This is a genomic window from Halorubrum pallidum, assembly GCF_055380345.1.
Window position 1 is genome coordinate 1007179 of sequence record NZ_AP043945.1, and the last position, 13378, is coordinate 1020556.

Consider the following 13378-nt stretch of genomic DNA (forward strand, 5'->3'; position numbering starts at 1 on the left):
GTCGTCCATGTCGATTCCGAGGAACTCCTGACGGAGTGTCTCCCGAGAGCGCCGCTTGATGTTTTCGTGGCGCGCTCTGCGCGTCGTCTCGACCGGCGGAGGCGTTCTGGTACAGCTGTTCGCCGCCGGTTCGCTGGACGGTGACTGCGATGCCGCTCCCGTGACACTGAGGTGGACTGCCGAGCCTTGCTGTCGCTCAGATCCACCGTGCACGGACGGGCTTCCGTTCGCGACGTCAGCGATCGTCGACCGCCGAAAGCGCCGTCTCGATGTTTGGCACGTCGAACCACTCGCGACCGGTGTAGACATTGGTGCCGGCGGCGTACATGACCGAGACGGCCTCAACGACGGCGTCGGGAAGCGGGTCGGGCGACTCTTCACAGAGTTCGCGCCAGTCGTCGATCTCGCGGCCGTCGACCGCGGCCTTCGCCTCCGTCACGGCCTCGACCCAGCCGGGGTCGTTCGCCTTGTACCACTGACGGACGACCTCCTTCGAGACCCCGCGTCCGCCGTACGAAAAGCGGTTCTCGTCGAAGGTCCCGACCACGTCTGCGACCCGAAGCTCCCCGTCGGCGTAGAGGCACTCGATCTTGCCGTCCTCGTGTACGAAGCCGGCCGCCTCGGCGAGTTCGGTAACGACGCGGTTCACGTCGCGCGCGAGCGATTCCAGCGCTTCGACGTCCGCCGCGCCCGCGATCCGGTCGGCCTCCGCTCGGGTCAGGTACCGGTCCTGCTCCTCGTACTTCGTGGAGAACTCCACCACGGGCTCCGGCAGGTCGACCGGCTCGTCAGGCCACTCTCCGTCCGGGCCCGCGATCGCGTCGAGCCCGAAGTCGCTCGGCGCCGCTCGCCTCCGGAGACTGGAGCCGACCGGGACGCGGTTCCGGAACACCACTTCGAGCGGGACGAGGTAGTTGTCTCCGCCCGCCTCGTGAAAGGCGTCGTAGTCGTAGCCCGCGTTGGGGCCCTCGTACGGGAGATCCGGAACCTGCGTGAGATCGATCGCCATCTCCGTCGGCGGCGCGGTCGCCTCGTCGAGAGGAACGACCGCGGGCTCGTCTCCGTCGCCGTCGTCAGACCCGTCCTCGGATCTCCCCGCGCCGTTCGGGTCGACGACGCCGCGGTAATGAGTCGCGATCCCCTCGTCTTCCAGTCGCTCGAAGTTGAACGCGCCCATCGTACAGAGACTCGCGCCCTTGTGCGGGATCGCGTCGGGCATTTGTCCCCAGTCGAACACCGAGTACGCGTCCGTGAAGACGAACCGTCCCCGTCCGGTGGCGTCGGCGGTGGCTGGCTCGTCGACGCAGAACTCCTTGACGCTCGTCATACGGTACCCGGCGACCGCCTCCCCCATGAATCTTTCATTCACGTGGTCACCTCTCGGCTGCGACCCCCTGAGCGATCCACGAATGTGCAGTACTCTGGCGCGTCCGTGACCATCTGCCGCCGATCGCGCTATCGCACAGCCGACGCATCGCTGGCGCGATCGATCATCGAAAACGCGGCCGCATCGAAAGGACCACACTCGTCGCCGCGCACGCTTCGGATATGCACGAGGCGCGCGAGGTCGTCGTCCTCCGGTACGGCCACCGGCCGGGACGCGACGACCGGATGACGACGCACGTCGGACTCACCGCCCGGGCGCTCGGCGCGGACCGGGTGATATTCCCCGACAACGCCGGACAGTCGGCGGAGACAGTGCGGGACATCACCACCCGATTCGGTGGCCCCTTCGACGTCGAACTGCACGAGGACCAGAACGCGATCGTCCGGCGCTGGGACGGCGTCGTCGTCCATCTCACCATGTACGGCGAGCGCGTACAAGACGTCGAAGCCGACGTCCGTGAGGCGGTCGGGATCGACGCCGCGGGAGAGGGTGGGTCGGAACCGCGGGACCTCCTCGTCGTCGTCGGCGGCGAGAAGGTTCCGTGGGCGCTCTACGAGCGCGCCGACTACAACGTGGGCGTGACGAACCAGCCCCACTCCGAGGTCGCCGGGCTCGCCGTCTTCCTCGACAGGCTGTTCGAGGGGGCGGAGCTGGAACGCGACTGGGCCGACGCGGACCGCCGGGTCGTGCCCGAGGCGACCGGGAAGACGGTGGTCGACGCGAACGGGGTCGACGAGGCGCGTGACGCCGACGGCTCCGCCGAGGACGACGCGGTCGCCGGCGGTGACGAGCCGCGCGACGCCGGCGACGCCCGCAGCGCCGAGTGAGCGGCCGACCTACTCGCGGCCGCCGTCGTCGCTTCTCCGTCCGTCATCGACGAGCTCCGGCGTGCCGCTCAGAATCCCTCGCATCCCCGACATCGGCTCGCCCACCTTGATCCCGTGGCGCGTGATCTGGAACTCGCGGATCGTCCGCTCGAAGTCGCTGGTCCGCTTTTTCAACACGCCGAGCGCCTTCCGCATCTCGCCTTGCACCTCCAGGTGACGGAGGAAGATGATGTTGTCGGCGAGGTAGCTGATGTTCTCGACCGTCGCCTGGAACTCGCCCGTGATGTTCCGGGTCTCGTCGACGAAGATCCCCGTCACGCCCATGTTCTTGAGGTAGCGCCCGAGCGCGTGCATCTGCTGGAGCATCATCCCGTCCGCGCCGCGCAGCGTCAGCCGGTAGCCGGAGATCCCGTCGACCATCACGATGTCCGCGCCGCGATCTTCTACCTCCTCGCGGACCATCCGCGCGAACTCCTGTGGCGACCGCTCTAGCGCCTCCACCTCGTTCACCTGCAGGGCCCCCTTCTCGATCATCTCGTCGACGGGGATGTTCACCGCCCTCGACCGCGTGAGAAACGTCTCTTCGGTCTCCTCGAACAGGTAGATGACGGAGCGCTCGCCCCGACCCGCGGCCTCCTTCATGAACTGCGTGCTCAGGGTCGTCTTCCCCACGCCGGTCGGACCGCTGACGATGCTGACGGTGCCTCGTTCGATCCCACCGTTGAGCAGCTCGTCGACCTCTGGGACACCCGAGGATATCTGTTCGAACTTGTACTCGCCCGTGTGTTCGCCGGGTTGGAGCGCCGGGTACACCTCGATCCCAGCGTCGGTGACTCGGTAGGCGTGATCACCGCTCTGGGTCGACGATCCGCGGAACTTCGGGACGTCGATCGTCTTTCCGTAATCTTCGGCTCCCAACCGGATCGTCCCGTCCGTGATGAACTCCAGATCGTCGGTCGGTAGCCCGTCGGTGTCCTGAACGGTGAACATCACGGTGGCGTTCTGACCCTTCAGAAAGCGCATGAATCCGACGACCTGCTTCCGGAACTGGTAGTCGTCGGACAGCAGGAATCGGAACTGCGTCAGCGGGTCGACCACGACTCGGTCCGGTTCGGTCTCGGTCACGCCCTCGACGATCTCGTCGGTGAGCGGCTCCCGTTCGACCTCCTCGGGCGCGAACACCTCGTACGACTGGTCGTCCGTGAAAACGTCCGCGCTCGGACTCAGATCGAGAACCTCGATCGCCGACGTGTCGAATCCGAGCGACTCGGCGTTCGCCTTTAGGTCGCTCACGTCCTCCTCGAGGTTGATGAACAGGCCCGTCTCTCCCGCGTCGAGCCCGGCCGTCAGGAAGTGCAGGCTGAGGATCGTCTTCCCGCTGCCCGCCTGCCCCCGTATCATGTAACTGCGCTCCGGTATCAGTCCGCCAGAGAGGATCTCGTCGAGGCCGGCGATTCCGGTCGACAGCCGGTCGGATAGCGACGGTGCCATTCTGTCACACTACAACGCGAGGGACCATATAAATCCATAATTCTTAGTGAGCGTGGAACCACTGCTGAAGAGAAATGGGCTCCGACTCCGAGGCTATCTCCGCCGCCGACGAGCCCGGTGCAACCGAGGCGATCGACGGTGATTCCGACGTCGACCGGGACTCGTGTCCTCGCGGCGCGGCGGCGTCTCGCGGACTGACCGGTGACCGCGACCCCTCGGAACCCGATGACACCGCACGCGTCCTGTTGCTCATGTGCCCCGGACGCGACCGCGACTTGGTTGCCGACGCACTCGGCGAGCGATACCGCGTCGACACTGCGACCGAGACGGGGGCGCTCGACCGCGAGTTCGACTGCTGTGTCCTCGACGGACCGGGGTTCGACCGCGTCGGCGACGCGATCGCGACGCGGCGAGCGACCGCCGATCCCGTGTTCGTGCCGTTCGCGCTCCTCCTCGGCGGTCGCTCCGCCGACGTCCCGGCGGACGCCTGGAACCGCGTCGACGACGTGATCGAGCTACCGGTGAAACGGCGCGCGCTCGTCGCCCGGATCGACAACCTGATCCAGCGGCGGACCACCTCGCGTCGGCTCTCGGAGACCGTCGACGAACTCCGGCTGAAAGAGCGGGCTATGGACGAGGCTCCGGTCGGGATCACTCTCGCGACGGCGCGGCGGGAGTCGAACCCGCTCGTGTACTGCAACGAGGGGTTCGAACAGCTCACCGGCTACGGTCCGGAGATGCTCGGCAAGGACTGTCGGTTCCTTCAGGGAGAGGACACCGACGATGAGACGCGGGAGACCCTTCGGGAGGCGATCGACGCCGAGCGCCCGATCGCCGTCGATATCCTGAACTACCGCGCGAACGGGCAGAAGTTCTGGAACCGGCTCTCGATCGCGCCGCTCCGCGACGAATCCGACGCGGTGACACACTACGTGGGGTTCCAGACAGACATCACCGAGCGGAAGATCCGAGAGCGCCGTTTGGAGGTGATGGGTCGGGTGCTTAATCACAACCTCCGAAACAAGATGAACCTCATCGAGGGGTACGCCGACCTCCTTCGCTCCGATGTCGAGGGCGAGAAGGCACTGCACTCGCTCGACGTGATCGCCGATACGGCGGCCGACCTCATGGGCATCGCCAGGGCGGTCCAGAAGATCGACGGGACGCTCTCGGAAGGCGACTCCGCGGAGCCGACCGACCTACGAGAACACCTGATCGAGGTTCGGAACCGGACGAACAGCCGCTATCCGAACGCGACCGTCGTGCTGGTGCTGCCAGACGACGACCCGATCCCCGTGAGCGTCGTCGGACTGGTGACCGCGATCGAGGAGGGCGTCGAGAACGCCGTCAAACACAACGACGCGACTGAACCGACCGTGGAGATCCAGGTCGAACGGCTCCCGGACGGATGGATCGGCGTGGAGATCGAAGACGACGGGCCGGGAATCCCGGACCACGAAACGCACGTGCTCGAAGCGGGAGAGACCTCGCTGACCCACGCCGACCGGCTGGGGATCTGGCTCATGTACTGGGTCGTGAACAGGGCCGGCGGGGAGTTCACCGTGACCACCGACGAGACGGGAACGCTCCTCCGACTCGAGGTGCCGACGGACCCGTGACGTCCCGATTTCCCCTCGTTCTCAGACACACACTCGGCCGAAACAGCTGATCGCTGCGAGGTGCGTATTGAGCAGCTGTTGACTACAGCGCCTGCTTCGATCGGAGCCGGGCGAGCCTGATACGAGCTTCCTGTCGGCTCGTTCCCCTGACTCGACCGGTTTCTCCGTCGGCCATCGAGACGAACGAGAGCCGGTCGAGGAGCGGCGGCCAGTCGGCCGCGCCAGCGGCGTCGCTGGCGAACGCGACCGCGTTTCCGAGTCCGTCGCGCTCGTCGGTCCCGAGGCGCGCCACCGCGGCGTCCGCGTGACGGCGTCCGTCGGCGACCGTGAACCTGTCGCCGACGGCGGCGGGGACCCACGCGGGAGACAGCAGCACCCAGCACAGGACCCCGGCGACCGTGTACGCCCACGAGGGGACTCGATCGCGGTCGGGCTCGTAGCCGTGGATCCGATTCACCCGTCGGTCCGCGGCCGTCCGCTCGTCTCGACGGCCGACGAGAAGCGTCGCGAGGAGCGCCACCGTCTCGACGACCGCCACGGCGGGGAGGACGGCGGTCACGAGCAGCGGCTCGCGGGTTCGAAGCCGAACCAACGCGTGTCTGAGGGCGGCGTCGCGGTCGGCCCTCGGGAGCGAGAGCAGCCGCGTCGAGACGACGAGCCGAGAGCCTCGGTAGCCGTCCGCGACGGCGACGTTGGCGGCGTCGGCGCGGACGACGGTGACCGCGGGAGCGTCGACGCCGACCTCGTCGGCGAGCGTCGACACCCGATCGGCGACGAAATCGGCCGGACGGTCGTCGAGTTCCGCTTCGGGGAGCCCCGAGATACGGCGGTCGACGAGGATCGGACCGAGAAGCCCGGAGCCGCCGAGTCCGACGACGACGGCGACGAGGAGTCCGCCGCCGGCACCCGGACCGGCGATCCCGAGTCCCGCGGGACCGATCAGGGCAGCGAGCGGGACGAGCGGGAGCGCGGCGAGCACGACGGGGACCGCGAGAAATGCGACTGCCCCGACCGCCCGACGTCCGCGCCGATCCTGTGCTCCGCCGCGTCTCGAAGCCATACGCACGAGTGGTGACACAGCCGACCTAAAGCTTTGCCGGAGCCAGCGGACCGGTCGGGGTACGCGCGACGGATCGCGGGAACGGGTCGCGGAGACGAGTCGCGGGGGCAGCGACGACGGCCTCGCCGGCAGCTGGTGGGTCTTTCGGAGCTTTTAACCCGATTCCTCCACCACTTTCACCCAATGGCTTTTGAGGATTTACTGAACGACCCCGTCATCCAAAAGTACCTCCACGAGCTGGTGGGGCCGACGGGGATGCCGGTCGCGGCCGCGCCGCCCGACGGCGAGGTCACCGACGAGGAGCTGGCCGAGGAGTTGGGTCTCGAACTCAACGACGTCCGCCGCGCGCTGTTCATCCTGTACGAGAACGACCTGGCGACCTACCGACGGGTGCGCGACGAGGACTCAGGGTGGCTCACGTACCTCTGGACGTTCCACTACGATAACATCCCGGAGAACCTCCAAGAGGAGATGTACCGGCTTCTCGACGCCTTAGAGGATCGCGAGGAGTACGAGCGCACCCACGAGTTCTACCTCTGTGAGGTGTGCTCGATCCGCTTCGAGTTCGGCGAGGCGATGGACTTCGGATTCGAGTGTCCGGAGTGCGGCTCCCCCGTCGAGGCGATGGACAACGACCGGCTCCGCGAGGCGATGGGTCGCCGTCTCGAGGAACTCCGTGAGGAACTCAACGTGGACGTGACCGGCTGATGGTCGTCCTCGCAACCAAGTGCTACGTCACGGGCGACGCCCGCGACCGCGCGCTCGACGGTATGCGCTCTCTCGTCGCCAACGACGTCGGCGAACTCCACGTCGATTGGCAGGTCGGCGTCCGCGACGACGGCTTCGTGCAGGTGGACGTGACCGGTGAGGACGCCGAGGTCGCCCGCAACGTCCTCACGGAGACGTGGGGAGAGATCGTCGCGCACGACGAGGGGCTCGTCGCCGGCGAGACGTACGTCGGCACCCTCGAATCGTGGGACGAAGACGGATTCGTGCTCGACGCCGGCGTGGAGATCGTCGTTCCAGCCGCCGAGATCGGTCTCGGCGTCGGCTCGCCCGAGCAGGTCGTCGAGCGGTTCGGGCTGGTTCAACACCTCCCGCTGTCGTTCGTCTACGGCGGCGACATCGGCGACCCGGACGCGGAGCCGAACCGGCTCGCAGACGCCGAGCGCGACCGCCTGTACGACTGGCAGCGCGGGAACGGCCGCGTGAACGTCAACTCGGCGACTCGCGGAGAGGTGCGCGCGACCGTGAACCGCGCGGGCCACGCCCAAGACATCGTCACGGTCGAGCGGCTCGGCCTCTTAGAACAGAGCATCGTCTGTACCGAGAACACGGACCCGCCGGGGCTTTTGGCCGCGATCGGTTCGTATCTCCCGGCGGAGATGCGGTGTGTCGTCTGAGGTGACCTGACCTCGTGAACCGACGTTTCGCGCTCGCGGTCGCCGTCGTCGCATTGCTCGCCGTCAGCGCCGGCTGTCTCACCTACGTCAACGACGGCGGCGACGTCGCGAACGCGACCCTCGACTCCGAGCCGTCGACCGAGTACGACTTCGCGACGGACCGCGACGCCTCTTTCACCCTCTCGACGGGGACGCAATACGCGGCCGTCTACGATGTCTCCGACGTGGAGGAGGTCCGATTGTACCGGCAGACGCCGTACGCGGGCGACCAGCCGCTGGAGTTCGAGGCGTTCCGGTATCGAACGACCGACGGCGAGGTGTTGAACGGCACCGAATTCCGCGCCCGCGGCGGCGAGGTCGATCGGACGCCGGACGAGACGTGGATCCGGTTCGGTGACGGGCTGGGCGGCGGGCAGATGGCGTTTTCGGCCACCGGGTCGCCGCGGCGGTTCACCACGCTCACCTACGTCGAGGGGTCGTACGCGGTGACGCTGCCGCCGGGATTCAGCACTGAGTTCCCGGTCGTCGGCCACGTTGCACCGCGCGACTACGAGGTCGAGACGGTCGGTGACCGCGACCGCATCGTCTGGGAGGACGTGACGAGCGGCTCCGTCGTGGTCCAGTCGTACCGCGAGACCGACCTCCTCGTCTTCGGCGTGATCCTCGTCGTCGCGACCCTCGCCGCGATCGTCGGGACGCTCTACTTCCGCCGACAGCTCGAATCCCTCCGCGAGCGACGGCGGGAACTGGGTCTGGGCGTGTACGAGGACGACGAGTAGGTCTGCGGCGCAGCGCCTCCCGCCGGCCGCGTCCTTTTCTATCCCGCCCGCCTTGGGCGGGTATGGACGCCGCAATCGTCACCGTCGGGGACGAACTCCTCGTCGGCGACACCGAGAACACGAACGCGACGTGGCTCTGTGACAGGCTCGACGCCCGCGGAGTGCGAGTTCGCCGAGTGACCGTCGTCCCGGACGAGGTCGGCGAGATAGCGAGAGTCGTCAACGAGTATCACGCCGAGTACGACGCCGTCATCGTCACCGGCGGACTCGGGCCGACGCACGACGACGTGACCATGGACGCCGTCGCGGCCGCCTTCGGTCGCGGCCTCGAAGCGAACGAGCGGGCCGCCGGGTGGCTCGCCGAACAGGGGTACAGCGCCGACGACCTCGCGGCGGAGACGACGCACCTGCCCGCGGACTGTCGGCCGCTCGAAAACGGTGCGGGCGTCGCGCCCGGTGCCGTCGTCGAGTCGGTGTACGTCCTTCCGGGCGTTCCCCGAGAGATGAAGGCGATGTTCGAGTCCGTCGCCGACGAGTTCGAGGGGACGCCGACCCACACGGTCGTCGTCGAGGTCGACGAGCCGGAGAGCGCGCTGCTGGCGAGGTTCACGGCGCTACAGGAACAGTTCGACGTGAGCGTGGGATCGTACCCCGGCGAGAGCGTGCGAGTGAAGATCACGTCGCCGAGCGCGGACGAGGCCGAGCGGGCCGCCGAGTGGATCCGAACGCGGTCGACGCTGGTCGACTCGGCGTGAGGGGTGGGTCGTCCGTCGACCGGACGTGACGTGTGCCCCGCGACTCACCGGAAGAGGTACACGAGCCAGACGGCGGTGACGACGAGACTCGCGACGAGCACCGCGGTCGCGGTCGCGTCGATCGGCAGCGGTTCGGTCACGGCGGCTTCGAGTAGCATGGGTCCGGATTGTTCTGGGGGCGTCTTAAGTATTGATCTTCGCCATTCTCCACGTGGACTGCGGATCGAGAGCGCCGGCCGCGACCGCGCGGACGACGCGCCTCGCTTAAGTTCCACCCGTCGGAAGGTCGGGTATGCACGTCGGCTTCGTGATGAACCCGATCGCCGGCATGGGCGGTCGCGTCGGACTCAAGGGCACCGACGGGAAGGTCGCGGAGGCGGTCGATCGCGGCGCGACGCCGCGCGCGCCGGAGCGAGCGCGACGGGCGCTCGGTCGCCTCGCGGCGGTCGCCCCCGAGGCTCGCGTCTCGACCGCCGCCGACCCGATGGGAGAGCGGCTGGTCCGCGAGGCGGGCTTCGATCCGGTGCGCGTCGTCGACCCGTTCGAGGGCGACGCCCCGGAGCCGACCGAGACGACCGCGGACCACACCGCGCGCGTCGTCCGCGCGTTCGCCGGACGCGAAGGCGAGGCGGGACTCGACGCCGGAGACGCGAGCGACGCCCCCGTCGACCTCGTCGTCTTCGTCGGCGGCGACGGTACCGCGACGGACGTGGCGGCCGCGCTCGACGGCACCGGCGTGCCGATGCTCGGCGTCCCGGCCGGCGTCAAGGTGTACTCGTCGGTGTTCGCGGTCTCGCCGGAGGACGCCGCGGAGATCGCGGCGACGTTCTCCCGGACGGAGCGGCGCGAGGTGATGGACATCGACGAGGACGCCTATCGCGAGGGCGAGGTCCGCCCGGAGCTGCGGGCGGTCGCGGCCGTCCCCGTCACCGACGACCTCCAGTCGTCGAAACAGACCGCGAGCGGCACCGTCGAGTCGCTGGCCGAGGGCGTCGCCGACGACGTCCGCGCCCGCGACGGCGACGGCGTCACCTTCGTGCTCGGGCCGGGATCGACCGTCGGCGCGATCAAAGCCGAGCTGGGATTCGACCCGTCGCCGATCGGGGTCGACGTCTGGCGCGACGGCGAGGTCGTGGCCCGCGACGCGACGGAGTCCGAGATCCTCGATCGGCTCGGCGAGGAGAACGTGATCGTCGTCTCGCCCATCGGCGGACAGGGGTTCGTCTTCGGGCGGGGAAACCCGCAGCTATCGCCCGCCGTCATCGAGCGCTGTGAGGTTCGTATCGTCGCCTCTCGGTCGAAACTCGACGACGTGCGCACGCTTCGCGTGGACACGGACGACCCGGAACTCGACGCCGAGCTGGCCGGGTGGGTCCGCGTCCGCGTCGGGAAGTTCGAGACGCGGATGATGAAGATCGCTTGAGGCGTCTGCCGACGTCCGTGAGACGCGCGAACCTGTTCGTTTAACCCACCGTGGGTCGTGTGTTCGCGTATATGGTCGAGGTTCTGCTTCTCGTCGGATTGGTGGTCGCGGCGTTCGTCGGGTACAACATCGGCGGAGCGACGACCGGCCCCGCCTTCGGCCCGGCGGTCGGTGCGAACGTGATCTCGAAAGCGGGCGCGGCGGCGCTGATGTCCGTGTTCTTCTTCGTCGGTGCGGGGACGCTCGGGCAGCGGGTCGTGACGACGCTCGGCGAGGACCTCGTGACGGGCGGGAACGTGTTCACGCTGGAGACGAGCATCGTCGTCCTGTTTTTCATCGGCGGCGCGCTGTTCGTCGGGAACTTCGCCGGCGTTCCGGCGTCGACGTCGATGACGGCGGTGGGCGCGATAGCCGGGCTCGGGCTGGCGACCGGGACGCTCGATCTGGCGGTGATGGGCGAGATCGCGATCTGGTGGATCGTCGCCCCGATCATCGGCTTCTGGGTCTCCGGTGTCGTCGGTCGCTACTTCTACCCGGCGATAGACAAGTGGGTCGCGATCGAGAGCACCGACGGCGCGCTGTTCGAACTCGACCGCTCCGGAGCGATCCCGCGCCCCGTTCCGGGCCCCAACACGACCCGCCGCGAACTCGTCGGCGGCGCGGTCGTCATCGCTATCGGCTGTCTGATGGCCTTCTCCTCGGGCACGTCGAACATCGCGAACGCCATCGCGCCGCTCGTCGCGCTCGACGGCGTCGAGATGGAGCCGATGATCCTCCTCGGGAGCGCCGCGGTCGCGGTCGGCGCGTTCACGATCGCCCGGCGGACGCTCGACACGCTCGGGAACGACATCACCGATCTGCCGCTCACCGCCGCCATCGTCGTCGCCTGCGTCTCCTCGGGGATCGTCATTACCCTCTCCGCCGTGGGCATCCCGGCGTCGTTCGTGATCATCGCGACGATGTCGATCGTCGGGCTCGGGTGGGGTCGCGCGACCCGCACCGTGACGGTCCGGCAGGGGCTCCGCGGCGAGAAGGAACCGACCGTCTCGGTCGGCGCGCTGACGGCCGACGAGATGCCCTCGATAGGCGAGGGAGACCCGTCCGACATCCCCTCCGCGGCCGACCTGTTCAACCCCACGACGAGCGCGCGCGTCGTCCTGATGCAGAACGTCGTGCCGCTCCTCTCGACGGTCGGCGCGCTCGTGACGTTCACGCTTCTGTTCCGGTTCGTCTGGTGACATCCGTCGTCCCGGCGAAGAGGGAGAGACCCAATCTGCGTCCCCGACTCACCGCCCGAACCGCCGCTGCCGGTCTTGATACTCCAAGACCGCTCGGAGGTAGTCGCGCCGCCTGAAGTCCCGCCAGTTCACGTCTGTGAAGTACAGTTCCGCGTACACCGACTGCCAGATGGCGAAGTCGGAGAGCCGCTCCGCGCCGGTCTTGATGAGGAGGTCCGGCTCTTCGGGGAACACGAGTCGGTCCGAGACGTCGTCGGCGTCGATCGCGGCCGGATCGACGGCCCCGGCGGCCACGTCCTCGGCGAGTTCGCGGACCGCGGCCGCGAACTCGGCTTTTCCGCCGAGTCCCACCGTCGCCCGGACCGGAGCGTCCTCGGGATCGGTGGGTGACGTGTCGGTGTCGTCGGAGGAATCCGGGCCGGACTCGACGGCGTCCTCCGGCCCCCGGACGACGAGCGGCTCCGGCGTGTCGAGCCGTCGGATCTCTCGCGTGATCGCGGGCACGACGGACTCGTCGAGCACGGACACCGAGACGGTGACGCGCGTCGCGCCGTACTCGAACGCCCACCGGAGCGCGTCGGCGAGCGTGTCGAACGCGCCGTCGGCGAGCAGGTCGCGCTCGGTGATGACTATCGCGACGTGTGACGGCGGATCGCCGTCGTGGAGGCGCTGACGGACGGCGAGGTACCTGTCGTACAGTCCCACGTGGAACCGATCCCGTCGGTCGGATATAAATCGTCGGCGTCGGAGCGGCGGTGGGGCCCGTCCGCGTCGCGGCGATCGCCCAGACGACGAGGGGTTTAATTCGCCGTCGCCCGTAGCGTGCGCGATGGCAGACAGCTATCGCGGCGTGTTCGGCGCGATCCCCTACGCGATCCGTCACACCGAGTCGTGGACCATGCGACTGTATGGCGTCGTCGGGGCGCTGTCGGCCGGGTTCATCGCGCTCGTGGTCACGCTCGGGCTCGTCGTGTGGATGGGCGAGACCGTCGGCGTCGAGAGCGGGACGTTCCTGTTCACGCGGTCGCTGTTCGTGGTCGCCGGGTTCACCGCGGTCGCGCCGCTCCTCGCCCCGCTGCTTTTCGTTGCCCGTCGACACCGACGGGGCGACCCGGTCCGCGACGGCTACGACCGCAAGCTGGCCTACGGCGGGTTCTGCTTTCTGGCGTCGCTGTACGTCGCGATGATCATCTCCGCGCCGGCCGACCTGCGAGATCCGACGGAGTCGGTCGTGTTGAGCGCCCTCTATGCGCTGCCTCGACCGGCGGCTGTCGTCCCTCCCGTCGCGGCCGGCGCGCTCGTGTTCGCGCTCCACTTCCGGCTCCGCGGCAGTTCGGATTCAGACGTCGGCGACGCCAGTGAGACCGACGCGGCCCCGGAGTAGCGGTCGGCAGTC

13 protein-coding genes are annotated in these 13378 nt (G+C 68.4%); 9 read left to right on the top strand and 4 right to left on the bottom strand.

The genetic code is table 11. From position 1 onward, the window contains the following. Positions 1 to 235: 235 nt before the first annotated feature. Entirely contained in the window at positions 236 to 1327 is a 1092-nt protein-coding gene (locus ACZ45C_RS06775; RefSeq protein ID WP_460559920.1) for a phosphoribosylaminoimidazolesuccinocarboxamide synthase, read from the bottom strand. A 221-nt stretch (positions 1328 to 1548) separates the two neighbouring features. On the opposite strand from ACZ45C_RS06775, the gene ACZ45C_RS06780 reads away from it, so the two are divergent. After that, complete coding sequence (locus ACZ45C_RS06780; RefSeq protein ID WP_460559918.1) at positions 1549 to 2214, top strand: tRNA (cytidine(56)-2'-O)-methyltransferase; 666 nt, start codon at positions 1549 to 1551, stop codon at positions 2212 to 2214. Between the two features lie 9 nt (positions 2215 to 2223). Here ACZ45C_RS06780 and ACZ45C_RS06785 read toward each other — a convergent pair whose 3' ends face one another. Further along, positions 2224 to 3705 carry an ATPase domain-containing protein gene (locus tag ACZ45C_RS06785; protein WP_460559916.1) on the bottom strand — a complete coding sequence of 494 codons (1482 nt, stop codon included), beginning with the start codon at positions 3703 to 3705 and terminating at the stop codon, positions 2224 to 2226. Positions 3706 to 3779: 74 nt separating this feature from the next. Between ACZ45C_RS06785 and ACZ45C_RS06790 the strand changes: the two genes are divergently transcribed. Next, positions 3780 to 5324 (top strand): PAS domain-containing protein, encoded by a 1545-nt coding sequence (locus ACZ45C_RS06790; RefSeq protein WP_460559914.1) that lies wholly within the window; start codon positions 3780 to 3782, stop codon positions 5322 to 5324. Between the two features lie 82 nt (positions 5325 to 5406). Here the strand turns inward: ACZ45C_RS06790 and ACZ45C_RS06795 are convergent, their stop codons facing one another. Further along, a complete protein-coding gene (locus ACZ45C_RS06795; protein ID WP_460559912.1) occupies positions 5407 to 6384 on the bottom strand; it encodes a hypothetical protein in 978 nt (325 codons plus the stop codon). A gap of 183 nt (positions 6385 to 6567) precedes the next feature. Here ACZ45C_RS06795 and ACZ45C_RS06800 point away from each other — a divergent pair, with 183 nt between their 5' ends. From ACZ45C_RS06800 to ACZ45C_RS06825, 6 genes are all read left to right on the top strand, one after another. Next, positions 6568 to 7092: a transcription factor gene (locus tag ACZ45C_RS06800; protein WP_460559910.1), complete on the top strand. Its 525-nt coding sequence runs from the start codon at positions 6568 to 6570 to the stop codon at positions 7090 to 7092. Next, a complete protein-coding gene (locus ACZ45C_RS06805; RefSeq protein WP_460559908.1) occupies positions 7092 to 7787 on the top strand; it encodes a DUF2110 family protein in 696 nt (231 codons plus the stop codon). Before ACZ45C_RS06800 ends, ACZ45C_RS06805 begins: the two co-directional genes overlap by 1 nt. Before the next feature lie 14 nt (positions 7788 to 7801). Beyond that, positions 7802 to 8566 (top strand): DUF5803 family protein, encoded by a 765-nt coding sequence (locus tag ACZ45C_RS06810; RefSeq protein WP_460559906.1) that lies wholly within the window; start codon positions 7802 to 7804, stop codon positions 8564 to 8566. 62 nt (positions 8567 to 8628) lie between these two features. Then, complete coding sequence (locus ACZ45C_RS06815) at positions 8629 to 9321, top strand: competence/damage-inducible protein A (RefSeq protein WP_460559904.1); 693 nt, start codon at positions 8629 to 8631, stop codon at positions 9319 to 9321. 292 nt (positions 9322 to 9613) lie between these two features. Continuing rightward, a complete protein-coding gene (locus tag ACZ45C_RS06820) occupies positions 9614 to 10744 on the top strand; it encodes an ATP-NAD kinase family protein (protein ID WP_460559902.1) in 1131 nt (376 codons plus the stop codon). A gap of 71 nt (positions 10745 to 10815) precedes the next feature. After that, on the top strand, positions 10816 to 11982 hold the full coding sequence (locus ACZ45C_RS06825; protein WP_460559900.1) for an inorganic phosphate transporter: 1167 nt from the start codon (positions 10816 to 10818) through the stop codon (positions 11980 to 11982). A gap of 48 nt (positions 11983 to 12030) precedes the next feature. Here the strand turns inward: ACZ45C_RS06825 and ACZ45C_RS06830 are convergent, their stop codons facing one another. Then, positions 12031 to 12687, bottom strand: coding sequence for an undecaprenyl diphosphate synthase family protein (locus ACZ45C_RS06830; protein ID WP_460559898.1), 657 nt, complete (start codon positions 12685 to 12687; stop codon positions 12031 to 12033). A 124-nt stretch (positions 12688 to 12811) separates the two neighbouring features. On the opposite strand from ACZ45C_RS06830, the gene ACZ45C_RS06835 reads away from it, so the two are divergent. Next, on the top strand, positions 12812 to 13366 hold the full coding sequence (locus ACZ45C_RS06835) for a hypothetical protein (RefSeq protein ID WP_460559897.1): 555 nt from the start codon (positions 12812 to 12814) through the stop codon (positions 13364 to 13366). Positions 13367 to 13378 lie beyond the last annotated feature (12 nt).